The sequence below is a fragment of the Rhodococcus sp. DK176 genome (genome assembly GCF_038447315.2).
Lineage (GTDB): Bacteria > Actinomycetota > Actinomycetes > Mycobacteriales > Mycobacteriaceae > Rhodococcus_F > Rhodococcus_F jostii_A.
This window is the reverse complement of sequence record NZ_CP118321.2, coordinates 1,185,899-1,209,227: the sequence shown is the minus strand read 5'-3', so window position 1 is coordinate 1,209,227 and position 23,329 is coordinate 1,185,899. Positions and strand designations below refer to the sequence as shown.

21 protein-coding genes are annotated in these 23,329 nt (G+C 69.4%); 10 read left to right on the top strand and 11 right to left on the bottom strand.

Annotated features, from left to right (window positions below; all coding sequences use genetic code 11):
* Positions 1 to 8: 8 nt before the first annotated feature.
* On the bottom strand, positions 9 to 1,331 hold the full coding sequence (locus PSR88_RS05650) for a glycosyltransferase 87 family protein (protein WP_029537333.1): 1,323 nt from the start codon (positions 1,329 to 1,331) through the stop codon (positions 9 to 11).
* Between the two features lie 67 nt (positions 1,332 to 1,398).
* Here PSR88_RS05650 and PSR88_RS05645 point away from each other — a divergent pair, with 67 nt between their 5' ends.
* Together PSR88_RS05645 and PSR88_RS05640 are read left to right on the top strand one after the other, a co-directional pair.
* On the top strand, positions 1,399 to 1,890 hold the full coding sequence (locus PSR88_RS05645) for a polyadenylate-specific 3'-exoribonuclease AS (protein ID WP_011594241.1): 492 nt from the start codon (positions 1,399 to 1,401) through the stop codon (positions 1,888 to 1,890).
* A 42-nt stretch (positions 1,891 to 1,932) separates the two neighbouring features.
* Positions 1,933 to 3,318 carry a class II 3-deoxy-7-phosphoheptulonate synthase gene (locus tag PSR88_RS05640; protein WP_005247669.1) on the top strand — a complete coding sequence of 462 codons (1,386 nt, stop codon included), beginning with the start codon at positions 1,933 to 1,935 and terminating at the stop codon, positions 3,316 to 3,318.
* Between the two features lie 47 nt (positions 3,319 to 3,365).
* Here PSR88_RS05640 and pknB read toward each other — a convergent pair whose 3' ends face one another.
* Positions 3,366 to 5,384 carry a Stk1 family PASTA domain-containing Ser/Thr kinase gene (gene pknB / locus PSR88_RS05635; protein ID WP_342338062.1) on the bottom strand — a complete coding sequence of 673 codons (2,019 nt, stop codon included), beginning with the start codon at positions 5,382 to 5,384 and terminating at the stop codon, positions 3,366 to 3,368.
* A gap of 110 nt (positions 5,385 to 5,494) precedes the next feature.
* Between pknB and PSR88_RS05630 the strand changes: the two genes are divergently transcribed.
* Positions 5,495 to 5,863, top strand: a complete 369-nt coding sequence (locus PSR88_RS05630; protein ID WP_011594239.1) for an Rv2175c family DNA-binding protein — start codon at positions 5,495 to 5,497, stop codon at positions 5,861 to 5,863.
* 7 nt (positions 5,864 to 5,870) lie between these two features.
* Here PSR88_RS05630 and PSR88_RS05625 read toward each other — a convergent pair whose 3' ends face one another.
* The 4 genes from PSR88_RS05625 to PSR88_RS05610 form a co-directional block, all read right to left on the bottom strand.
* Complete coding sequence (locus PSR88_RS05625) at positions 5,871 to 6,812, bottom strand: phytoene/squalene synthase family protein (protein ID WP_011594238.1); 942 nt, start codon at positions 6,810 to 6,812, stop codon at positions 5,871 to 5,873.
* A 7-nt stretch (positions 6,813 to 6,819) separates the two neighbouring features.
* Positions 6,820 to 8,424, bottom strand: a complete 1,605-nt coding sequence (locus tag PSR88_RS05620; protein ID WP_029537337.1) for an alpha-(1->6)-mannopyranosyltransferase A — start codon at positions 8,422 to 8,424, stop codon at positions 6,820 to 6,822.
* A gap of 112 nt (positions 8,425 to 8,536) precedes the next feature.
* Positions 8,537 to 10,162: a phytoene desaturase family protein gene (crtI, locus tag PSR88_RS05615; RefSeq protein ID WP_011594236.1), complete on the bottom strand. Its 1,626-nt coding sequence runs from the start codon at positions 10,160 to 10,162 to the stop codon at positions 8,537 to 8,539.
* Between the two features lie 10 nt (positions 10,163 to 10,172).
* Positions 10,173 to 11,270 carry a polyprenyl synthetase family protein gene (locus PSR88_RS05610; RefSeq protein ID WP_192815030.1) on the bottom strand — a complete coding sequence of 366 codons (1,098 nt, stop codon included), beginning with the start codon at positions 11,268 to 11,270 and terminating at the stop codon, positions 10,173 to 10,175.
* 147 nt (positions 11,271 to 11,417) lie between these two features.
* On the opposite strand from PSR88_RS05610, the gene metF reads away from it, so the two are divergent.
* Positions 11,418 to 12,425: a methylenetetrahydrofolate reductase [NAD(P)H] gene (gene metF / locus PSR88_RS05605; RefSeq protein ID WP_009473752.1), complete on the top strand. Its 1,008-nt coding sequence runs from the start codon at positions 11,418 to 11,420 to the stop codon at positions 12,423 to 12,425.
* Here metF and PSR88_RS05600 read toward each other — a convergent pair.
* Genes PSR88_RS05600 through PSR88_RS05580 form a run of 5 tightly spaced genes read right to left on the bottom strand, consistent with a single transcriptional unit; the run spans position 12,418 to position 17,311 of the window.
* Positions 12,418 to 13,578 (bottom strand): glycosyltransferase, encoded by a 1,161-nt coding sequence (locus PSR88_RS05600; RefSeq protein WP_016880043.1) that lies wholly within the window; start codon positions 13,576 to 13,578, stop codon positions 12,418 to 12,420. The genes metF and PSR88_RS05600 overlap by 8 nt on opposite strands.
* Positions 13,575 to 14,288: an LppM family (lipo)protein gene (locus PSR88_RS05595; RefSeq protein WP_011594234.1), complete on the bottom strand. Its 714-nt coding sequence runs from the start codon at positions 14,286 to 14,288 to the stop codon at positions 13,575 to 13,577. The genes PSR88_RS05600 and PSR88_RS05595 overlap by 4 nt, the downstream gene beginning before the upstream one ends.
* Before the next feature lie 31 nt (positions 14,289 to 14,319).
* Positions 14,320 to 15,132: a carotenoid biosynthesis protein gene (locus PSR88_RS05590; protein WP_016880044.1), complete on the bottom strand. Its 813-nt coding sequence runs from the start codon at positions 15,130 to 15,132 to the stop codon at positions 14,320 to 14,322.
* Positions 15,129 to 16,703: a phytoene desaturase family protein gene (locus PSR88_RS05585; RefSeq protein WP_016880045.1), complete on the bottom strand. Its 1,575-nt coding sequence runs from the start codon at positions 16,701 to 16,703 to the stop codon at positions 15,129 to 15,131. Before PSR88_RS05585 ends, PSR88_RS05590 begins: the two co-directional genes overlap by 4 nt.
* The gene (locus PSR88_RS05580) at positions 16,700 to 17,311 is read right to left on the bottom strand and encodes a GNAT family N-acetyltransferase (protein WP_029537339.1); all 612 of its coding nucleotides are present in this window, start codon (positions 17,309 to 17,311) and stop codon (positions 16,700 to 16,702) included. Before PSR88_RS05580 ends, PSR88_RS05585 begins: the two co-directional genes overlap by 4 nt.
* Positions 17,312 to 17,564: 253 nt before the next feature.
* Between PSR88_RS05580 and PSR88_RS05575 the strand changes: the two genes are divergently transcribed.
* The 6 genes from PSR88_RS05575 (at position 17,565) to PSR88_RS05550 (ending at position 23,262) form a co-directional block, all read left to right on the top strand.
* Entirely contained in the window at positions 17,565 to 17,945 is a 381-nt protein-coding gene (locus tag PSR88_RS05575; protein ID WP_016880047.1) for an SAV_6107 family HEPN domain-containing protein, read from the top strand.
* Positions 17,946 to 18,177: 232 nt separating this feature from the next.
* Entirely contained in the window at positions 18,178 to 18,606 is a 429-nt protein-coding gene (locus PSR88_RS05570) for a DUF3040 domain-containing protein (RefSeq protein WP_009473745.1), read from the top strand.
* A 490-nt stretch (positions 18,607 to 19,096) separates the two neighbouring features.
* Complete coding sequence (gene mraZ, locus PSR88_RS05565) at positions 19,097 to 19,528, top strand: division/cell wall cluster transcriptional repressor MraZ (protein ID WP_011594229.1); 432 nt, start codon at positions 19,097 to 19,099, stop codon at positions 19,526 to 19,528.
* Between the two features lie 196 nt (positions 19,529 to 19,724).
* Positions 19,725 to 20,741, top strand: coding sequence for a 16S rRNA (cytosine(1402)-N(4))-methyltransferase RsmH (rsmH, locus tag PSR88_RS05560; protein ID WP_009473744.1), 1,017 nt, complete (start codon positions 19,725 to 19,727; stop codon positions 20,739 to 20,741).
* On the top strand, positions 20,738 to 21,415 hold the full coding sequence (locus tag PSR88_RS05555; protein WP_009473743.1) for a hypothetical protein: 678 nt from the start codon (positions 20,738 to 20,740) through the stop codon (positions 21,413 to 21,415). Before rsmH ends, PSR88_RS05555 begins: the two co-directional genes overlap by 4 nt.
* Entirely contained in the window at positions 21,412 to 23,262 is a 1,851-nt protein-coding gene (locus PSR88_RS05550; RefSeq protein WP_011594228.1) for a peptidoglycan D,D-transpeptidase FtsI family protein, read from the top strand. Before PSR88_RS05555 ends, PSR88_RS05550 begins: the two co-directional genes overlap by 4 nt.
* The last annotated feature ends 67 nt before the right edge of the window (positions 23,263 to 23,329 follow it).

Here is a 23,329-nt window from a genome sequence, read left to right as displayed (position 1 = left end):
GCGACCTCTCAGCCGACGGGGACGGTGAGATCGTCGGAGGTCTCCGAACGATCGTCCTCGTCGGACTGTGAGCGGCGGGTGCGGAACGCGAACATCGCGACCAGCACCACGGCCAGTCCCCACCACACGTACGACGACGCCAGAAACTGATCCCACAGATTCCAGTGGGTTCCGCTCCACCGTCCCACCCCGAGTTTCCAGTGCGCGGCGAGCCTCACGACGACGACGCCGACCACGGCCGTGACCGCCAGGGCGACACTCCGGCGACGGTAGGCGAGGACCCCGAGCACGAGGATCACCGGTGCCGACCACACCCAGTGGTGCGACCAGGACACGGGGGAGACGAGCAGTCCGAGGACGGCGTTGAGTCCCAGCGCGAGCGCGGTCTCGCCGGACTGCAGCGCCCGCACCATCGCGAGAATCACGAGTGCGAGAACCACGACGCTCAGCAGCAGCCAGATCGGGGTGCGCACCGAGTCGCTCAGTCCGAGCCGGGCCAGCACACCGGTGATGCTCTGGTTCGCGGGATACGCCGGGGTGCCGATCCGATCGGAATCGAAGAGGGTGTGCGTCCAGTAGGTGACGGAGTCGTTCCACGTCGCGATCGCGCCCACGGCGCTGAACGCGAGGAAACTGACCGCGGTCACGACGGCCGAGCGAAAGTCCTTGCGCACCAGGAAGTACAGGATGAACACGGCAGGCGTCAGCTTCACCGCCGCCGCGAGGCCGATCAGCACGCCGCGCGGCCACGGCGTCTTCTTCGGCAGGCAGTCCGCCGCCACCAGCAGCATCAGCAGGATGTTGATCTGCCCGTAGTCCAGGGTCGAGGAAACGGGTTCGAGGGCCATCGACACCGCGAGCGCGCCGAGGGCCGTCCACACCAGCGTGGTGCGGGGTGCGATGCCCAGCGAGTCGAGCGTGACGACGAGGACGCCGAACAGTGCGATCAGCGACAACACCGTCACGACGGTCCCGGCCGTCGACAGCGACACCGTCGACAGCGGACTGAAGACGACGGCGGCGAGCGGCGGGTACGTGAACGGCAGGAAGTTGCCCATCTGGGTGGCAGGCATCGACCCGTACAGGGTCGGGCCGTGCAGGAACACCGAACCGCCCAGGCGGTAGACGTCGAGATCCAGCCGGTAGTAGCTGCCGAAGTCCCGCAGGCCGGGCAGTCCGAGCAGGTTGTAGGCGAATCCGACCGCGAGCCCGGCGAGGACGAGGACCCGGACGACGAGACCACCGACACGGAGATGCGGAGGCACCCGCGGGGAGTCGAGCGGGTCCGCGACAGGGGTGGCGGACTGTCGACCGTCGGAGGTTGAGCGCACCGAGGCCTCCTTCACGAGGTAGGGGTGGATCCGGATGACGCCAACGGGTGAGGCATAGTTTGCGGGCGTGCGTTACTTCTACGACTGCGAGTTCATCGAGGATGGTCGCACGATCGACCTGGTGTCGATCGGGGTGGTCGCAGAGGACGGACGTGAATTCTACGCGGTGTCCACCGAGTTCGATCCCGACCGTGCGGGCAAGTGGGTGCGCAGGAACGTGCTGCCGAAGCTGCCGCAGCCGTCGTCGCCCCTCTGGAAGAGCCGCGCCCGCATTCGCGACGACCTCTACGCGTTCCTGATTCCCCGCCCCGGCATCGTCCCAGAACTGTGGGCGTGGGTGGCCGCCTACGACCACGTCGCCCTCTGCCAGCTGTGGGGGGACATGACGGAGCTGCCGCAGTCGCTGCCCCGGTACACGCGGGAACTCCGCCAGTACTGGGAGGAGCACGGCAGTCCGGCGCTCCCACCTGCACCGGGTGACGCGCACGACGCCCTCGCCGACGCCCGGCACAACCTGGCGAAGTTCGAGGCAGTTCAGGCGGCGCGCTCGCTCCGGTGACCTGACTCGCCATCGCTCCGGTCGAGCGAATATCCTGTATGGGTGAACTGGACTGTCGACGTGCCGATCGACCGCTTGCCCGAACTCCCGCCGCTGCCCACCGAGATGCGTGAGCGTCTCGATGCAGCGCTGGCCAAGCCCGCTGCTCAGCAGCCGCAATGGCCCGAGGGGCAGGCCGCCGCGATGCGGACCGTCCTCGAGAGCGTGCCCCCGATCACGGTGGCCAGCGAGGTCGTGGCCCTGCAGGAGAAGCTGGCTCAGGTCGCGCGCGGCGAGGCGTTCCTCCTCCAGGGCGGTGACTGCGCCGAGACGTTCGCCGACAACACCGAGCCGCACATCAAGGGCAACATCCGCACCCTGCTGCAGATGGCCGTCGTCCTGACGTACGGAGCGAGCCTGCCCGTCGTCAAGGTGGCCCGTATCGCCGGTCAGTACGCCAAGCCGCGGTCGTCGAACGTCGACGCCCTGGGCCTGCAGTCGTACCGCGGCGACATGATCAACTCCCTCGTCGCCGACGAGGCCGTGCGCGCCCACGACCCCTCGCGGCTCGTGCGGGCGTACGCGAACGCCAGCGCCGCGATGAACCTGGTCCGCGCGCTCACCGGCGCGGGCATGGCCGACCTGCACAAGGTGCACGACTGGAACCGCGAGTTCGTGGCGTCGTCGCCGGCCGGGGCCCGGTACGAGGCACTCGCCGCGGAGATCGACCGCGGTCTGCAGTTCATGAACGCCTGCGGCGTCACCGATCCCAGCCTGCACCACGCGCAGATCTTCGCCAGCCACGAGGCGCTCGTCCTCGACTACGAGCGCGCGATGCTGCGCCTCGACAACGACGACGACCACGCCAAGCTGTACGACCTGTCCGCCCACTTCCTGTGGATCGGCGACCGCACCCGCCAGCTCGACGGGGCGCACATCGCATTCGCCGAACTCGTGTCGAACCCGATCGGCCTGAAGATCGGGCCCAGCACCACACCGGAGATGGCAGTCGAATACGTCGAGCGGCTCGACCCCACCAACAAGCCGGGTCGCCTCACCCTGATCTCGCGGATGGGTAACAACAAGGTCCGCGACCTGCTGCCGCCCATCATCGAGAAGGTCCAGGCCACCGGTCACCAGGTGATCTGGCAGTGCGACCCGATGCACGGCAACACCCACGAGGCGTCCACCGGATACAAGACCCGCCACTTCGACCGCATCGTCGACGAGGTCCAGGGATTCTTCGAGGTCCACAACGGGCTCGGCACCTACCCGGGCGGCATACACGTCGAGCTCACCGGTGAGAACGTCACCGAATGCCTCGGCGGCGCGCAGGACATCTCCGACCTCGACCTGTCCGGCCGCTACGAGACGGCGTGCGACCCCCGCCTCAACACCCAGCAGTCGCTGGAACTGGCGTTCCTCGTCGCGGAGATGCTCCGCGGCTGACCGCAGGGCGTACATTCAGGGGGACTCACTGCCCTGCACCTGCGGGGTCAGGGCAGTGAGACCAGGGTGACAGTGCTCCCGGGCTTCACGAGATCGCCGCCGCCGGGGTTCTGGCTGATGACGAACGACCTGTCCGTGTCGGTCACCTGACGCACCTTCACCTCGAGTCCGAGACGGCTCAGTTCGTCCCGCGCGGATCCGACCGTCCGGCCCAGCATCGACGGAATTCGCACCGCGTTCGACACACTCAACGTGACGCTGGTGCCCGCATTGACGCGGGTGCCCGCCTTCGGGCTGGTGGCGATCGCGTCTCCGGCGGCGACGTTCCGGTCGAAGTCGGTGGTCACGTCCTGCACGACGATCCCCACCGCCTCGAGTGAGGCGCGCGCCTCGGCCTCCGACATGCCCTTCACATCGGGAACGTCCACCGGCGGTGCACCTTTGCTGACGATCAGCTTGACCGTGGACCCGGTCGCGAGCTCGGTACCCGGTGCCGGGTCGAGTGCGGCCACCGCCCCGATCGGGACCTTCGCGCTGAACGCCTGACCACCGTCGACCGGGGTGAATGTGCGGTTCCGCAGTTCCTGTTCGATTCCCGCGCGCTCACCGCCCGCGGGCAGCGGCGGGACCGTCGGCCTCCCGAGGGAGACGAGCAGTGCCACCGTGCCGTCGCGAGAGATCCGCGAGCCGCCGGTGGGATCGGTACCCAGCACCGTGTCGAGCGCAGCCGTGTCCGAGTACTGCCCGCGGATCTCCGTCGACAGTCCGGCCGCTTCGATCGCCGTCACCGCCGCACCGCGATCGAGACCGTCGGTGGTCGGGACCGCGGTGAAACGTCCCGAACCCATCCACCAGCCACCGAAACCCACCGCGAGGGCGAGCATCAGGATCACGAGCAGCCACACGATCGTCGTCCGGCGCGACCGCTGCCGTTCGGCGGCGAAGTCGGGGTAGTGGTAGCCGTCGTCGGGTTCGTCCTCCACCGCGAACGACGGTTCGTCGATCGGCGGGCGCGGAGTCTGCGTGGTGACGACCCGCGTGTGCTGGACACCGGGCTGCGCCGGCAGCGGGCTGGGCGGCGACAACGGCGGGGCGGGGGGAAGGTGCACCGTGGGTGGTGCGACGGGTCCCGGCGGCGCGCTCAAGGGCGGCGCGCTCGCGGCGGCAGCGGCGCTGAGGTGCTGCGCCGAGCGTCGCGGGGCGGGCACCCGGTACGCGGGCAGGTCGAGCGCCGCCGCGATGCTGCGCAGGGCCGAGCCCATCTGCTCGGCGTTGGCGAAGCGGTGCGACGGCTCCCGATGGGTGGCCTCCGCGACGAGTTCGTCGAACTCGGGCGGGACACCTGCGATGAACGAACCCGGCCGCGGAACGTCCTGATTGATCCGCTGATACGCGACGGACAACGACGTGTCCCCGGTGAACGGTGTCCGCCCGGTGAGAAGTTCGAACAGCAGGACACCGGTGGAGTAGACGTCGCTGCGAGTGTCCGCGATCCCGGATGTCACCTGCTCCGGCGACAGGTACGCCGCCGTGCCCAGAATCACACTGTTCGACGTGGTGGTCGAGGCGGCGGCGGCCCGCACCAGACCGAAATCGGCGATCTTCACCTCACCGCCGTCGGAGATCAGGATGTTCTCGGGTTTGACGTCGCGGTGGACGAGACCGGCCCGGTGGGCGACGGCGAGCGCGTCGAGAACCGGGCCCGCGACCGCGGCCACCGCGTGCGGCGGCATCGGCCCGCGTTCCCGCAGGAGTTCGCGGAGCGTCCCGCCGTCGACGAGTTCCATCACCAGGAACGCGTGCTCGCGGTCGTGTCCCTGGTCGTACACCGCGACCAAGGAGGGGTGCTTGAGTCGCGCGACCGAGCGGGCCTCGAACTCGAACCGGGTGACGAACGCCGGATCGGCCGCGAACTGCGGATCCATCACCTTGATGGCCACCGGACGGTCGAGACGCGTGTCGAGCCCCCTGTAGACGGTGGACATGCCGCCACGCGCGATCGTGGCATCCACCCGATAGCGCCGGTCGAGCAGCTCGCCGATCAAACGTTGACCTCCATCGTGCACAGTGTCCGTTCCCCCGTCAGAGCGCGCAGCCCGGCCACGCGCCCCTCAATCGTAGCCAGCGACACCGACCGGTAGCGCCACGCCGGAAGCGACCAGATAACGTTAGGGAAGTGAGTGCCATCCCTTACTGTGACGATGTCCTGGACCCTTCCGTCTCGCTCCTCCAGTTGGTGGACGTCGCGAAGAACCTCGGTGTGGCCGTCACCCGCGTGCAGCAGCTTCTGCGCGATCAGCAGTTGATCGCCGTCCGCCGCGACGGCGTCCTCGGTGTTCCCGAACTCTTCTTCGACGAGACCGGCGAGATCGTCAAATGGCTGCCCGGTCTCGTCGCCGTGCTCCACGACGGCGGATTCGAGGACGAGGAGATCCTGCAGTGGCTGTTCCGTGAGGACGACAGCCTCCCCGGCACGCCCGTCCAGGCCCTGCACGGCGATCTCGCCCGCGAAGTGATCCGCCGCGCTCAGGCGATGGGATTCTGACCGCCGGTCATCGCACTCGGCCACGGGCAGGCACCGCGAGCCGGGCAAACTGAGGCAGCGCCGTCGCCCACCGGTTTCTCCGGGACACGGTGGCGCGCCGGTCGAGCACCCGGTAACCGCCTCGCTCGATCTCGTCGAGGATGCGGGAATACAGCACGAACGCGGTCCGGATACCCGGTTGCACCCGCCGGTCCAGCATCGCGATGCCCGGTTCCGCGTCCCGGTACACCGACCGGGTGACCGAGATCAGGTGGGCGAGGGCCCGCACGATCCGCTGGTCCGTCGTGCCGCTGCGGCGACTGTGCGCGAGAAGTTCGGTGTCGACACCGAACGCGGCCAATTCGTCGGCCGGGAGATAGACCCGGCCCCGATCCAGGTCCTCGCCCACGTCGCGAAGGAAATTGGTCAGCTGGAACGCCTCACCGAGAGCCGCAGCGTGCGGTTCCGCATCGGCGACGGGCCCGATGGTTCCGAGGACGGGCAGCATCTGCAACCCGATCACGACGGCCGATCCGTACATGTATGTCCGGAGCTCGGTCATGGTGCCGTACTCGGACCGATGCTCGACGGTCCCCGGAACATCCATCCGCATGGACTGCAGGAACGCGAAGAAGTAGTCGTGGGGGATGTCGAACGACGCGACGGTGTCGAGGAACGCGGGAAGGACCCGCCGCATCTCCCGTGAACACGCATCCGGACCGACCGCGGTCCGGTCGGTGAAGCCGATTCGCAGAGCCGCGTCGATCCGATCGAGTTCGGCGGCGCAGTCGCCGGCCGTCCGGCTGGGATCGACGTCCACGATGTCGTCGACCGTGCGCGCGAACCCGTAGAGGGAATGCACGGCGGCCCGGCGGCGCTCGGGAAGGAGCCGGGTCGCGAGATGATAGGTGCGACCGTGCTCCGCCGTCACCGCGCCGCAGTACCGGTAACTGCCGGCCAGGTCGGTCATCGACCGGTCATTCGACGCGCGGCGCCGTCGCAGCACCTGCGAGGTCGGCGGTGCGCTCGTCCTCGACGGGCCGGGGTGTGCGCAGCCGCAGCGGGTCGACCGTGCGGAGCGACACGGCCGCGACGACCGCAGCGAACGTCGCGAGCACGACGTGCGGGAACGTGTACAGGCCGATCGAGCCGTCGGGCTGGAAGACCAGCATCAACCAGGTGGACAACCCGACGAGGATCATCAGGGTCCGGGTCGACAACGCGAAGCCGGCCGCGATGGCGATCGGCCACGAGTAGTACCAGGGCAGCGCCGCGGGCGACAGGATCACGATCGCGACCAGGACGATGAGGATTCCGAGAATCGCGTCACGCTCGGTCGTCCGGTAGCGCCACCAGGCCGCCAGCACGATCGCGACCAGGGCCACCGCGCAGATCGGGCGGGTGATCGCCAGCACCTCACCCAGCCGCAGCTCCGCGAACCACGACGTTCCGACGGTCACGATGTGGGCGAGGATCGTCGGCAGCGACAACCAGTTGATGATCTTGTTCGAACCGGACAGCGCGGTCATCCAGCCGAGCCCGACACCGGCGACGGCGGACGCGGCCGCGAAGATGGCCACGAACACGGCGAACCCCGCGCCCGCGGTCTTCGCGAACGACGCGAGCGGCGACGCGGGTGTGCGCCCCTCCGCCTCGGCCTTCTCCTTCTCGTGGAGCATCCAGATCCACACCATGAAGGGCAGCGCGGCGCCTGCGGTCGCCTTGATCGCGACCGCGACCGCGACGAGGGCGATCCCGGCGAGATGGCGACGTTCGAGGACGAGAGCGATGCCGGCGATCATCAGGCCGACCATCAACAGCTCGTTGTGAACCCCGCCGATGAGGTGGACCAGGACCAGCGGATTGAGCACGGCGAGCCACAGGGCGATCGCCGGATTACCGCCGAGGTGCCGCGCGAGGTGCGGAACCCCCCACACCATCAGCGCGAGTCCGGGCAGCATCGTCACGCGCAGAAGCATCGTCCCGGCGATCACGTTGTCGCCGGTCAGCGCCGTGATCCCCTGACTGAGGAGCAGGAACAGCGGACCGTACGGCGCGGTGGTGGTGGTCCACACGTTGCTGACGTTGTCCAGGAGGACTCCCGGGTTGACCACCGGCCCGACGGCGTACGGGTCGAACCCGTCACGCAGGAGCGCACCCTGCGCCAGGTAGGAGTAGGCGTCGCGGCTGAACATCGGCACTGCGAGGAGCAGCGGCGCCGTCCACACCGGGACGATCATCCGCAACTGCCGGAGGGTGACGTCGCCGCCGAGCGTGGCACGACCCAACCGCACCCACGCCGTGATCATCGCGACCACACCCACCCAGACGATGACCGTCGACAGGATCTGACCGTGACCGAACCGGAGCCACGACAGGTGCATCGCCTCGAGGAGTGGGTCCTCGCGGCGGACGCTGCCCGCACCGAATCCACCGAACGTGATCATCACGGCGCCCGCGAACCCGAGGATGGCGGCGTGCCCCTCCGGGCTGCGGAGGAAGCCGGCCGTGGTCTGGGGCCACGACCGCTGCGGCGTGGTCGTCGCAGCGGCGACGGTCGCCTGCGGGGCAGAGGGCGTCATGAGTGCAGATTCCTCCCCCGAGGTGAGTTCGGTTGCGGTCGTCGGCGTGCGCATCGCATGGTCGAGGACCCAGTTTAATTGCTGTCGGCACCAGTTCCCGCCACGCCTCGCCCTATCCTCCCGCACTTGATGCTTCCGTGTGTCTTTCCGCACTTCGTGCTCCGGTGTGTCTTTCCGCGCTTCGAGCTGCGGTGGGCCCGGTGATGCGGGCGGCCGCCAGCTTCCCCGACAGCAGGACGGTCGGAACTCCGACACCCGGGACGGTGCCGGAACCGGCGAGCACGACGTTGTCCAGGCCCCTGACCAGGTTGGGGCGCCGGAACGGCCCGGTCTGCCGGAACACGTGCGCCGCCGCGAAGGGGCTGCCCGCCGCCATGCCCTTGCCGAGCCAGGTGAGGGGGGTGTCGACGCGGTCGATCGTGAAATGCTCCGCGATCCCGCGGTACCCGCGCGTCTCGAGTTCGCGCAGCAGTTCGTTCACGTACGGGCCGGTCAGCGACGACCACTCCAGCGGTGCGCTGTGCAGGTTCGGGCAGGGCGCGAGCACCGACAGCGGTTCCGAGGGAATCCCAGCGCGGTCCAGGGCGAGGCCCGGATCCGACAGGGCGGGCCGGGTGATCAGCAGCGACGGGTCCGTCATCAGCCGTCCGCGCCCCGCGCGGGCGGTGATCTCCGCGAACGTCCGCTTCCACGCGTGACCGAAATCGATGGTGTGGTGTCGTTGGGCGGCCCACTGGGAGGCGACCGCGGTGGGGACGGTCCCGTGCAGGACCACGGCGGACGGCGACACTCGCACCCGCCGGGGGGTCCGGCGTGTCACCGGGCGGAGCAGTGCGTCGACGACGGCGGTGTCCGGGGTGAGGACCAGCGCGTCGCAGTCGACGCGGTCACCCGCCGCCGTGACGACGGTGCCGACGCGGTCGCCGCTTCGCTCGAGTGCCGCGACCTCGGTGTCGAACCGGATCTCGCCGCCCGCTGTGGAGAGGGCGTCGGCGAGGGCGAGCGCGATCGAGCGCATCCCGCCGCGCGGGAAGTAGACGCCGAGCGAGGTGTCCATGTGGGCGATCGCGCCGTACACCGCGAGGGCGTCGGCGGGCGCGACCCCCGCGTACAGGGCCTGGAACGTGAAGATCCGGCGGAGTCTCGGATCGGTGATCGTACGGTCGACGCGGGCGCCGAGCCTGCCGAACCCGCCCAGGGCGGTGAGCGTCAGCAGATCCCGCGCGGCCGCCGGGGATGAGACGAGATCCAGCGGCGAGTCGAAGTTCGCATCCATGAACCGGTGGTACTCGGCGTCGAAGATCCGGCCGAGCCAGCGCCGCAGCCGCAGATACCTCGCCGACTCCTCCGGCCCGCACACCCGGCTGACCTCGGCGACCATCGCGTCGGGATCGGAGTGCACGTCGAGTGAGGACCCGTCGGCGAACCGTGCGTGATACGCCGGCGCCAGCCGTTCCAGGACAAGCGGCGGCCGGGTGGACGCGAAATCCGCGCCGACGGCGGCGAGGGCCTCGCCGACCAGTTCGGGCATCGTGAGTACGGTGGCACCGTTGTCGATGTCGTAGCCGGGACCACGGTAGGTGCCGACCCGGCCGCCCGGCGACGAGTCCCGTTCGAGGACGGTGACACGCCTGCCCGATCCGGCGAGGTGCAGAGCGGCCGAGAGACCGGCTAGACCCGCGCCGACGACCACGACGTGATCGGTGCGGCCGGGAACCGTCCGGAGCGCGCGGGCCATCCCCGGACCCTCAGTAGTCGCGGCGCGTCGCGGCGACGGCCATCTCGGTGAGCTGCTGCTTCGCCTCGGTAGTGGCGGTGCTCGCCGCCAGCGTCGACAGCGCGTTCCCGACGAGTTCCTCGATCTGCTTCTCCACGTCCGCGACCGCGCCGAGGGACGTGATCGTGGTCCGGAGGGTGTCCACGTCCGAATCTGACAGGTCGGTGCCGATGCCCTCGCGGAGGAGCGCGGCCGCCGCGGGGTCTTCGGCGTCGGCGCGCTGCAGCGACATCGCGAACAGGACGGTGCGCTTGCCCGCCCGCAGGTCGTCGCCGGAGGGCTTCCCCGTCACGGCCGGATCGCCGAACACGCCGAGCAGGTCGTCGCGGAGCTGGAAGGCGATACCGATGTCGGTGCCGAATCGGCGGTACGCCGAGACCAGGGTGTCGTCGGCGCCTGCGAGCGCCGCACCGAGGTGTAGGGGCCGCTCGATGGTGTACGCGGCCGTCTTGTACCGATTCACCTTCATGGCGGCGACGATCGACTCGTCCGCCCGGGCCTCGTTGCTGATGTCGAGGAACTGCCCGCCGAGCACCTCGGTGCGCATCGCGGACCAGACGGGGGAGATGCGGGCCGACGCGTCCGGGGTGATTCCGGATTCGCGGATCATGTCGTCGGCCCAGGCCAGCGCGAGATCGCCGAGGAGGATCGCGACGCCCTCGCCGAAGTGAGCGGAATCACCGCTCCACGCCCCGGCGCGGTGCTGTTCCGCGAACTCGACGTGGACGGTCGGGAACCCGCGACGCGTCGTGGACGCGTCGATGATGTCGTCGTGGACCAGCGCGCAGGCCTGAACCAGTTCCAGCGCGGAGCAGGCGCGGAGCACGGGTCCGGCGTCGGGGCCACGAGCGTCGCCACCCGCCCCGACCCAACCGGTCCACGCGAAGGCCGGGCGGACCCGCTTGCCTCCGCGCAGGACGAAGTCTTCGAGCGTGGTCACGGCCTCGCGGTAACCACCACCCACGGAGTCGACGAGGTCCTGCCGGCTGGTGAAGAAGTCGCGAAGCGCATTTTCGACCTCGGCCGCGAGGGCGGCGGGGCGCGTTCCAACGGACAGTGTTGCCTCCAGGATCGAATTCTCGCGTGCGCGCCGAGACCGGCGACAGGCGTCGACACCACCATAGTGGGCGCCCTCCCGGGTGGCCGGATTCCCGGCTCCCGCCGCCCGCGCAGACGCAGTGGGTGCAATGCCCCGGGCACTACCTATGCTGGACGGGTGACATTCGATTCCGTCAGGGGGCGGGCCAGCGAAGGTTGGGTAACCCGCACTCCGTCCATCGTCGACCGGATCCGGTCGTCCAGCGACGGCCGGGTCCCCTTTTCCGTCGAGTTCTCGCCGCCGCGTGACGAGGCCGCCGAGGCTCGTCTGTGGCGTGCCGTCCGGGAGTTCGAGCGGATGGGTCCGGCCTTCGTGTCCATGACCTACGGCGCGGGCGGGTCGACGCGCGACCGCACGGTCCGCGTCACCGGTCAGCTCGCCGAGGAGACCACCCTCCTGCCGGTCGCGCACCTCACGGCCGTGTCGCACAGTGTCGACGAACTGCGGTCGATGGTCGGTGCCTACGCCGACCGCGGAATCAGCAACATCCTGGTCCTGCGCGGCGACCCGCCCGGTGACCCGCTGGGCGAGTGGGAGAAGCATCCGGACGGCGTCGAGTACGCCGAGGACCTCGTGCGGCTCGTCCGCGACCTCGGCGACTTCCATGTCGGCGTCGCCTCGTTCCCGGAAGGCCACTACCGGGCACCCGATCTCGCGCACGACACCCGGTACCTGGTGTCGAAGTTGCGGGCAGGTGCCGAGTACTCGATCACCCAGATGTTCTTCGACGTCGACGACTACCTGCGACTGCGCGACCGGGTGTCGGCGTACGACCCCGAACAGGGCGCCAAGCCGATCATCCCCGAGATCATGCCGATCACGTCGCTGCGGTCGGTCCGCCGCGTGCTCGAACTGTCGGGATCGCGTCTCCCGGCGCACCTCGAGAAGCGTCTCGCCACGGCCGCCGGGGACGGTCCCGAGGAGAACCGCGCCGCCGTGCGCGAGATCGGCATCGACGTCGCCACCGAGATGAGCGAACGCCTCATCGCGGAGGGGGCACCCGGCCTGCACTTCATCACCCTCAACTTCGCGCGCGCCACGAGCGAGGTGCTTGCCAGGCTCGGCGACAAGGTCGGTTCGGGTGTGGCGGATCCCGCCCCGGTCACCCCGGCGCGGGTCAGCTGAGGCTCCGCCCCTTCCACCGGGTGCGCCCGCGGCGGTGACTGCGATGTGACGACACCGTCAGTGCCGTCACCGCGGCGACGGACAGCGGGTGTGCGACCGCGCCTGCGACGTCGGCGGCGGTGAGGCGGTCACCGCGTTCGAGTGCCCGGGCGCACAGCCGGGACGTCGTGGCCGCGAGATACCCCACTGCCCCCCACCGGCGCACGCGTCCCCGTCCGGCCGCGAACGCGACCGGCGGCGCGACGAACGCCACATTCGCCGCACCGAGGACCGCCGCGGCGCCGAGGCGGGAGCCGAATGCCGTCCACAGCCAGCGGTCGTAACCGCGGCGCAGCGCGCCCGCGTCCTCGTACATCCGGCACGACGCCGACCGGCCGGCCACGACCAGTGTGGTCGCGTGACCCCGAGTGCGGAGCAGTCGCGCGATGTCGAGGTCTTCCGTCACGCTGTCCACGACGGCCCGGTGACCTCCGACCCTGCGGTACGCGGCGGAATCGAACACCATGAACTGCCCGCAGGCCACCGCCGTCGACGGGCGCCGCGACCGGTCGGCCACGCCGATCGGCAGCGTCGCCGCCCACGACCACGCGAGCAGCGGCTGCACCAGCCCCTCGGTCACCGACCCCGCCTGCTGGAACGGCCACGGGCAGACCAGCGCGGCCCCGGACTCGCGCAGCGCGGCGCACGCGGCGTTCAGGGCGCCCGGACGCAACCGCACATCGGCGTCGAGGAACACGAGTATCCCCCCGTCACCGCGGCCCCGGGCGAAGGCGTGCTCACTCACCTGGTGGCAGGCCGCGGGTTTGCCCACCCAGCCCGGCGGCGGTTCCGCGGTTCCCCGCATCACGGAGAAGCGGGGGTCCGCGCCGCTCGCGGCGTCCGCGACCTCGGCGGTCCCGTCCGTGGAGCCGTCGTCGTAGACGAACACCCGCAGATCGTCGACCCCTCGCTGTTCGCGCAGGTCGCCGATCAGGTCCGGCAGCCGGTCACGCTCGTCCCGGGCCGGAATGCAGACGGTGACGGGTTCGGTGACCGGGCGGGCCGCCGCCGGGAGCCGCGGGGCGCGGCACAGGTTGGCGACGCTGGTGGCGAGACCGAGAACCGAGATCAGGGAGCCGACCCGGACGACCCGCTCGATCGGGCGAGAGGTCACACCTCCGAGTGGTCCCGTGCGCGACCGCTGCCGATCACCGGATCCCTGTTGCGGGCCAACCAGGCCAGCGCACCGACGATCACGGCGACGCCCAGCGTCACACCGGCCATGATGCCCGCCCAGCCCGCGAAGCTACGGGTGCTCGGGTCCGAGTAACGCACCTCGGCGCGGATCGTCGAGGTGTCGCCGGCGGGAAGTTTCCACGACACGATCGAGTCGCCCTCACGGGTGCCGTTGGTGGTGGCGACGCGCGCCGGGAAGGCGATCGTGAACTGCACGTCCGTGCCCTGCGCGGGGACCGAACTGAGATCGGCCTTCCCGTCGAGGGTCACGAGGTCGCCGGTCCGCTGGAGCGAGATCTGGAAACTTCCGTTGGCCTGCTCCGACATGGTGCCGAGCTGCTGCACGTCGCCGAACGTCAGGTCGCTGAAGAACGCCTGGCTGCCGACGTACCCGTCCTTCTTGTACTCCTGGACGCGCACCTTGCCCGACAGCGAGTCGGGCGGAGTGAGTTGCGGGCCCTTGTCCTGATCGTTCGCCGGCACGGCGGCGGCCACGATCTGGCCGGAGACCCGGTCGTCGGCGGACACCCCCATCGACACCTGAACCCGCAGGCATCCCGCGAGGAGGGGCACGAGGAGGAGGCCGAGGGCCGCGAGGGACAAAGCCCTCCGCGAGCGGGTCGAGGTCGGAACTGAGGGCGGCTGCACAGTCGTATCGTGCCAGGGGAGTGGATCGGTGTCAGGTGTGAGGGTGCGTGTCGTGGGTCCCGGGTCGCCGGACGCGCGGCCGAAGCAGCGACACGAGCAGCGGAACTCCCAGGATTCCCATCGCCAACCACCCGTAGATCGCCGAATACCGCAACTCGGGAGCACCCAGGAACACCGAATGGGCCAGCGCCGAACCGAGCCACGTCCACAGGAACAACCCGATCGGGACACCGTCACGGTGCCGGTGCCCGGCGTCCAGTCGACGGTCGATGCGGTCCACGGCGACGGCCATCACGGCCGCGACGACGAACCACCCGGCGTAGTTGGTCAACGGAATGTGCTCGATACCGGGCAGGCCGGCATCGGTGACACACCAGTGCCACTGCCCGTCCGCGACCATCTGCGGGTCGAGGTACAGGTCCCAGCCGACCACACCGATCGTCGTCAGCGCGATCCGCGTCAGCCGTCGACGCGGACCCCGCGCGAGTACGGACGCCACGCACCACACCGGATAGAACCCGGCCGTCCACGCGAACGGCACCACCAGAGGCACCCCCGCGAGTGCCGGCCCGAGACGGTCGACGCTGTAGTCGTAGCAGCCGTAGGGGAAGCCGGTGGCCGTGCCCACGACCTCGGAGCACAGACCGAGCCCCGCGGTGACGACCACCAGTCCCACCGTCCAGCGGGCACCCCGGGTCACCGCCGCATGGGTGACGGACGCCGCGGCCAGCAGCGCGACGACGAGCACGGTGACCACGTCGCGGATCCCGCCGTGCACCAGTGGGTAGACGATCTGCGCCGCGACCGCCGCGCACGCGAGGATCAGGGGCAGGCGGGTGGTCATCGCCGGCGTCGCAGGCGTCCCAGGCCCCGCCGGTCGTCGTGGAGCGCGATGCGTGCGGCGCTGCGACCGCTCGCCCCGGACACCCCGCCGCCCGGGTGGGTGGAGGCGCCGGTGAGGTACAGGCGGTCGGCACCCGGCACCCGGTGCCCGGACAGTTCGGGGAGGGGACGCCACATCATCATCTGGTCCAGCGACATCTCCACGTGCATGACGTTGCCGCCGAGCAACCCCATCTCGTCTTCGAGGTCCTGCGGCGACTGCACGTGCCGGTCGAGGACGGACTCACCGAAACCGGGAGCCAGCGCGTCGATCTCGGCCACGATCCGATCGGCCTCCGGTCCGGCGAGGTCGCTCCAGCGCCGGCCGCCGCTCAGCCGGTACGGCTGCCACTGCGACCACAGGGTCACCTGGTGCCTGCCCTCGGGTGCGATGGTGGGGTCGAGGCCACTGAAGCTCATTCCCAGCACCGCGGGCCGCGGCGGGAGTTCCCCGGCGAGGGCCGCGCCGTGCGCGAGCCGCAGGTGCGCGCGATCCGAGACCAGCAGCTGGAGCCCGTGGGTGACCGAGGCGTCGGGCGCACTCGGATAGGCGGGGAGGGCGTCGGTGGCCAGCCGCACCACCATCCCGATCCCCGGGCCGACGCGGATCCGGCGACGCCACCGGTCGAGGGTCTGTGCGTCGTACCCGCCGCGCTCGAGCAGGCCGAGCGTGGTCAGCACGTGACAGCCCGCGATCACCGCCCGTGAGCGGATCTCCCGGCCGGACGCCGTCCGCGTCGTCCAGGAGTCGCCGTCGCGGCTCAACGAGACCGCCGCGTCGCCGAGCGAGACGGTCCCGGAGTCGGCCCGCAGCCTCGCGGCGAGGGCCGCGGTCAGGGCTCCGCTGCCGCCGACGGCACGGCCGGGCGGAATGGTGTGCATCAACGCCGCGAATCCGACCATCGGCGCCGTCCCCGGCTCCGACATCGGCGGACCGGACTGGGCGCCGAACCATGCGAGGGCCGCCTTGAGACGCTCGTCGTCGAAGTACTCGTCGAGCAGCGCATCGCCGGAACCGAGGAACTGCCGGGAGAGGTCGCTACCGCCGCCGCCCGTGTCGAGCCCCCAGAACGACGAGAGCAGCGCGGGCCCGGTCGGCGGATTCGAGAACGCGCGCATGACCCGTGCGCTGCGCGGACCCCACACCGCCACGAACCGGCGGTACGCGTCGGCATCCGCGGCGCCGCACGACTCCTCGATGGACCGGCACGTCGCATCCAGGCTGCGGCGGAACACGATGCCCGGCCGATCCGAACCCGCCGGGGCGGGGGCGAACGCCCACGGATCGCAGTCGAGGTACCGCAGTCCGTGCGCGCCGAGATCGAGTTCCTCGACGATCCCCGTGTGACGGACCATGATGTGCGCGGACGACCCGCGGTCGACCTTGTACCCGGGGAAGCGTTCCACCGTGGACACCGCGCCGCCGAGCACGGTGTCGCGTTCGATCACCTCGACCGACCACCCGGATCGCGCGAGGTAACACGCCGACACGAGGGCGTTGTGTCCCGACCCCACCACCACCGCGTCGATCACAGGGGAAGCCCGCGTCCCAGCACCGCGAACGGCCGGTTGTCCCCGGCGAATCGGAAGTGGCGCAGGACATCTCTGAAGCCGAGGCGGCGATACAGCCGCCAGGCGCGGTTGTCCTCGTCCGCCACTTCGGGGGTGGAGAGCAGCACCCCGCGTTCGGGCCTGCGTTCGAGGAGGCGGAGGAGCAGGGTCTCGCCGAGCCGGTGTCCCTGGGCGTCCGGGTGGACGTGGAGTTCGGTGAGTTCGAAGTAGTTGCCGAGGATCACGTCGATCTGGTCCCGGGTCCACCCCGTGTGGCGCAGACCCGAACGGACCTGCTGGTGCCACCACTGTTCGGGCGCCCCGCGGTAGCCGTAGGCGACGGCGACGAGGCGGGCGGCCGCGTTGTCGGTGGATCCGTCACTGGCCGGGACGAGCGCGCCGACGCCCCGCCACCCCGATCGCTGCAGGTGCTCGTTCCACATCGGCGCCCGGTGGTATTCGGTGCCGTGGGGATAGCCCATGGCGGCGACGTAGATCGACAGCGCCTCGTGCAGGCGGTCGCGGAACTCGGTGGCCGAGAGTTCGACCACGAGCGGAGTCTGGTCAGCGTTCGTGTCGACCGGTCTCACCTTTCTCTTGACGACGTGTCGGTGGGTCCAGCTATATTGAATAGGTCGAACAGATGTTCGATAGCGGGGATCCGGCGATGCTCGAGGGAAGCGAGCATCGCCGGCCCCCGAACTCACGACCTGACTACGCCCGGCGGGGTGGTTGCACCGGGGTTTTGGAGGCGAAGTGATGACGAACCCGGTCACGGGACCGACCTCTGGGAACTCACGCCGACCGGGTGACGTACGCCACCCGGGCTCCAGGCGGGGTTCGGTGCTGCTCGATCGCGCCGACGCGCTCCTCGCCCAATCGGTGGGTGCCGGTGGGCCGGCGGATCGATTCCACAGCGCGTATCTGGCCGCGCTCCGCGGGGCGGGCGCAGTGCTGGCCGCCGTCGAGGGGCCTGCGGCGGGGCGCAGACGGACACGAACGCGTAACGCCTGGGTTCTCATGGCCGACGCGGCGCCCGAATTCGTGAACTGGGCCGACTACTTCGCCGGGCACTCGGCCACCCGTGCCGCGATCGAGGCGGGAATGTCGCGAACCCTCACCGATCTCGAGGCCGACGAGTTCTTCGTCGAGGTCGGACGCTTTCTCCAGGCCGTCGAAGATCGCATCGGACGTGGCGCAGGTCTCGATCTGCGGGCGTCCTAATCGGCGGCGGGCCCGGAAACGGCGGGAAAACGGTGAGGCGTCCGCGACATTGCGGTGCCCCGGACGGGGTTCGGTGTGGGAGTCCGTAAGGTTGGTGGGGAACTCGTACGTGGAGTAGGTGGTACGGGGATCGAACTGCTCGTATTATTAAATCTAGGTAGCCGCCAAAGTCGGTTACCCACCGTCTCGCACCGTGAGGCGGTGGCCAACACCCAGTGCCGGGGGAGGTACCGTGCCACTCTCCGAGCACGAGCAGCGCATGCTCGACCAGATCGAGAGCGCTCTCTACGCCGAGGATCCCAAGTTCGCCTCCACTGTGCGAGGCGGTCGCATGCGTGCGGCATCGAGTCGTCGTCGATTGCAGGCGGTGGCCCTGTTCGTTCTGGGGCTGGTCCTGCTCATCGCCGGCGTCGCCCTTCCGATCAAGCCTGGCGGTTTTCCCGTCATCAGCCTGATCGGCTTCATCGTCATGTTCGGTGCCGGAGTCCTCCTCCTGTGGGGTGGAGGTAAGAGCAAGTCCGGACAGTCCTCACGTGGTGGCTCGACCACGCAAGGTGAGACCGGCCGTGCCGATCGCGGTAAGCCCCGAAGCGGGCGCAAGAGTGGCGGATTCTCGTCGCGAATGGAAGACCGCTTCAAGAAGAGATTCGAGCAGGAGTAGTACTACCCGCTCAGCAGCCCAGTGGCGGCGTGGCATGTGATGCCACGCCGCCACTGCTGTGTCGGGGCTCGGTCCAGGATCGCCGGGTGCGTAGGCGGGGGTCGATCCGGTGGGGCCAGTGAACCGTCCCGCCCACGATTCCCCACCCTCACCCACCCTGTTTCCCCACTTTCCCCCCTCCGCTCCGCGATGAACCGCGAGGCAGGGGTGCCGCCCCCTCGCGGTGTGCTTTCACCTGGGCTTTTGCGCCATCCTGCGCCGTTGTGGGGCCGAGCCTGATCGGCTCTGCTCGTGTCGGTGATCACGTCGGGAATTTTCCCCCACCATCCGCAATGAGCGTTGACCAGCAAGTATCGGGCAAATTGGTGAACAACACGCCGTTATCCACCTTGTGAGTGGGGGAAAGTGGGGTACTGTGGTGCGCAGCGGGGAGCGAAGGTGAACCGCCCGGGCATACGGCGTTCGATATGAACGCGGTGGGAGGTGTCGAGTGTTTCTCGGTACCTACACGCCGAAGCTCGACGAGAAGGGGCGGCTCACGTTGCCCGCAAAGTTCCGGGATGCGCTGGCGGGAGGGTTGATGGTCACCAAGGGTCAGGATCACAGCCTCGCGGTGTATCCCCGGGAAGAGTTCACGGCACTCGCACGCAAGGCCGCGGCCGCGTCGAGAAGCGATCCGGAGGCGCGAGCCTTCGTTCGTGGGCTGGCGGCAGGTACCGACGAGCAGCACGCAGATGCCCAGGGGCGCATCACCCTCTCGGCAGATCACCGTCGTTACGCGGGTCTCTCCAAGGACTGCGTAGTGATCGGTTCGGTCGATTTCCTCGAAATCTGGGATGCGCAAGCCTGGCAGACCTACGTCGAGGCGAACGAGGAGAACTACTCGCAGGCAACAGGAGTCGCGCTCGGCGAGATCGTCTGAGCGTGGCAGCGTCCCCGCGAATGCCGCGAGGCCTCTGTCCGACGGAACCCTGACGCACTTCCCCAGCGCCAGGTTTTCATTTCGGGCAGGGACCTCGAAGCATTCGCCACGGCAACTGGCCGACAAGAGAAGTTCGAGCAGTGAACCCCGGCATCGGGCACTTCACCCGCACCACAGAGCAGGAGCCGGAGGGATCATGGTGGATCACGAGGGGGAAGATTCCTCGCCCACCGATGGTTTCGGTCACATTCCGGTTCTGCTTCACCGCGCCGACGAACTGCTGGGCCCCGCCCTCACCGTGAACGACCCGCAGGGCGGGGGAGCCGTCATGATCGACGCGACCCTCGGTCTCGGCGGACACTCCGAGCACTTCCTGCGGACCTACCCCCAGCTGAGGCTCATCGCCCTCGACCGTGATCCGCACGCGCTCGAGATCGCCGGCGGCCGGCTCGCGCCCTTCGCCGATCGCATCACGTTCGTGCACACCCGCTACGACGGCATCGAGGACGCGCTCGACCAAGCGGGGCTGCCCGCGCAGGAGTCCGTGCACGGGATCCTCTTCGACCTCGGCGTCTCCTCGATGCAGCTCGACGAATCGGATCGGGGGTTCGCGTATTCGATCGACGCGCCCCTCGACATGCGGATGGACCCGACCACCGGCATCACCGCGGCCGAGGTCCTCAACACGTACAGCCACGGAGATCTCGCTCGCATCCTCAGCACGTACGGCGAGGAGCGCTTCGCGGGCAAGATCGCGTCGGAGATCGTCCGGCAGCGCGCGAAGGAGCCGTTCACCACCAGCGCAGCACTGGTCGAACTGTTGTACCGCTCCATTCCTGCGGCGACCCGCCGTACCGGGGGACATCCCGCCAAGCGGACGTTCCAGGCCCTTCGAGTGGAGGTCAACGGCGAGCTCGATTCACTGCGCGCCGCGGTCCCGGCTGCACTCGACGCGTTGACCGTCGGGGGACGCGTCGTGTTCATGTCGTACCAATCCCTCGAAGACCGGGTCGTCAAGCAGGAAATCACTCCCAGGTCGAAGTCGAAGAGCCCCGAGGGGCTTCCTGTCGAACTACCGGGGATGGGACCGGAGTTCCGGATCCTCACACGAGGGGCGGAGCGGGCGTCCGAACAGGAAGTCGAAGAGAACCCACGATCAGCCCCGGTGCGTTTGCGCGCTGCAGAAAGAATTGCCAGGAGGTCGGCGGCATGACGGTTCAGGTGAGTTCCACCGAAATGCGGCCCGCGCGGGGGGCCAACCGGACGGGCGCGGCTGAGCGGGCGTACAAGAAGCGCACCCAGCGTGCGGCCGTGCACAGTGGATCCGCGATCGCCGTCTCCGGCAAGAACCGCGCCGGTACGCTCACCGCCCGCATCCCGTTCGTGGCGACGATCCTCGTTCTGCTCGCCATGGGTCTGGCCATGACACTGCTGCTGACCACCCGCTCCGCCGAGGACTCGTACCAGCTGAGCGCCGCCCGCGCTCACAACCAGTCGCTCGCGGAGGAGAAGGCGGCGCTGCAGCGTGACGTCGAGACCGCCAACTCTGCCCCGAAACTGGCGGAGGAAGCGGCCAAGCTCGGCATGGTGCCCGCCAATGATCCCGCTCGCCTCGTCGTCCACCCCGACGGCAGCGTCGAGGTCGTCGGAAAGCCGGCCCCGGCGTCGGGTGCACCCGTTCCGCCGCTCGACGTCGCCGTCCCGCCCACCCAGCGGGGCAACGCCGTCGCGACCGCCCCCAACCGCGGGACGACGACGCAGGCGCCGCGCGCCACGCCGCAGCCCGGCAATGGCACGGAGATCCAAGCTCAGGGTGAACAATTGGTTCCCGTGATCCCCTCGACCACCGCTCCGACGACTGCTCCACCATCCGGCGGTCGCCGGTGAATCGAAGCGCACCGAGAAGTCGTCCCCGGCGCCCCAAGGGCGCCGGTTCGGCGTCCTTTCCGTTCAGGCAACGGTACGGACGCCTGGTGATGTTCTTGGCGCTCGGCCTTGCCGCAGTGCAGCTTCTGTGGATCCAGGTCATCGACGCACCACAACTGTCCGCGGAAGCGGCGAACCAGCGCACCACCACCGAGGTGGATCCCGCTCTGCGCGGGTCGATCACCGACCGCAACTCCAACCCCATCGCATTCACGATGGAAGCGAAGGCCCTGACGTTCCAGCCCGCACGGGTGCGGAAGGAACTCGAGGAGGCGAAGGCCAAGAGCGACACCGCCCCCGACGTCGACTCCCGTCTCGACGCGATCGCGAAGGAGATCCACGACCGGCTCGGCGACGCCGCACCCGAGAAGGATCTGAAGGAGAAACTGCACGGCGACGACACGTTCGTCTATCTCGCGCGCAGCGTCGACCCCAACATCGCGGCGCAGATCAGCGACAAGTTCCCGGAGGTCGGACTCGAACGCCAGGACATCCGCGAGTACCCAGGCGGATCCCTAGCCGCCAACCTCGTCGGCGCCACCGGCTGGGACGGTCACGGACTGCTCGGTCTCGAGGACTCCCTCGACTCCACCCTCGCGGGCACCGACGGGTCCCAGACCTACGACCGGGGCTCCGACGGCGCGGTGATTCCCGGCAGCTGGCGTGACAAGCAACCGGCGGTGGACGGGTCGAGCGTCGAGCTCACCATCGACTCCGACCTGCAGTACTACGTTCAGCAGCAGGTGCAGATGGCCAAGGACAAGTCCGGTGCGAAGGACGCGTCGGCGGTCGTGCTCGACTCCCACACCGGTGAGGTGCTCGCGATGTCGAACGACAGCACGTTCAACCCGGCGATCGGGGTGGGCAACAATCCGCGGACCGTGGAGATGGGCAACCTGTCGGTGAGCACGCCGTTCGAACCGGGCTCCGTCAACAAGATCGTCACCGCGGCTGCCGCGATCGAGTACGGCCTGACCACACCGGACGAAGTTCTCGAGGTTCCCGGCAACATTCAGATGTCGGGTGTGTCGGTGAAGGACGCGTGGGACCACGGGGTCGCCCCGTACACGGCCACGGGCGTGTTCGGGAAGTCGTCGAACGTGGGCACCCTGATGCTCGCCCAGCGGGTGGGGGAGGACCGCTACGCGGACATGCTGTCCAGGTTCGGTCTCGGCCAGCGCACCGACGTCGGACTACCCGGTGAGAGCGCGGGCAGCGTCCCCAGCCGCGACCAGTGGTCGGGGGGCACGTTCGCGAACCTGCCGATCGGTCAGGGCCTGTCGATGACGCTGCTGCAGATGACCGGCATGTACCAGGCGATCGCCAACGACGGCGTTCGCATCCCGCCTCGCATCGTCAAGGCGACCGTCGACGCGGCCGGGAACCGGACGGAGACCGAGGCGCCCGACGAGGTGACGGTGGTCAGCCCGCAGACCGCGTCCACCGTCCGCGACATGTTCCGGTCCGTCACCCAGAACGACACGGGCAACCAGCGGGGTACCGGGGTGCAGGCCGCCGTCGACGGGTATCAGATCAGCGGTAAGACGGGCACCGCCCAGCAGGTCGATCCCGCCTGCAAGTGCTACTCGAACTCGAACTACTGGATCACGTTCGCCGGGATCGCCCCGGCCGACAACCCGAGGTACGTCGTCGGAATCATGCTCAACGCGCCGACACGCAGCGCGGACGGTTCCGGCGGCCAGTCCGCCGCGCCGCTGTTCCACAACATCGCGTCCTGGATGCTGCAGCGCGACAGCGTGCCGATGTCCCCGGACCCCGGACGCAGGCTGGTGCTGCAGGCCGATTGAGCGAAGGTCGGCCGAATCGGGTTCCGAGAGCACTCGCGGTAATCTGACACGTCGGCCGTTCAGTGGA

Excerpts from the sequence above, each read along its gene's own strand:
- PSR88_RS05625 (WP_011594238.1), bottom strand. The coding sequence starts at position 6,812 with ATGACCGACCTGGCCGGCAGTTACCGGTACTGCGGCGCGGTGACGGCG.
- PSR88_RS05620 (WP_029537337.1), bottom strand. The coding sequence starts at position 8,424 with ATGACGCCCTCTGCCCCGCAGGCGACCGTCGCCGCTGCGACGACCACG.
- crtI (WP_011594236.1), bottom strand. The coding sequence starts at position 10,162 with ATGGCCCGCGCGCTCCGGACGGTTCCCGGCCGCACCGATCACGTCGTG.
- PSR88_RS05590 (WP_016880044.1), bottom strand. The coding sequence starts at position 15,132 with ATGACCACCCGCCTGCCCCTGATCCTCGCGTGCGCGGCGGTCGCGGCG.
- rsmH (WP_009473744.1), top strand. The coding sequence starts at position 19,725 with ATGGTGGATCACGAGGGGGAAGATTCCTCGCCCACCGATGGTTTCGGT.
- PSR88_RS05555 (WP_009473743.1), top strand. The coding sequence starts at position 20,738 with ATGACGGTTCAGGTGAGTTCCACCGAAATGCGGCCCGCGCGGGGGGCC.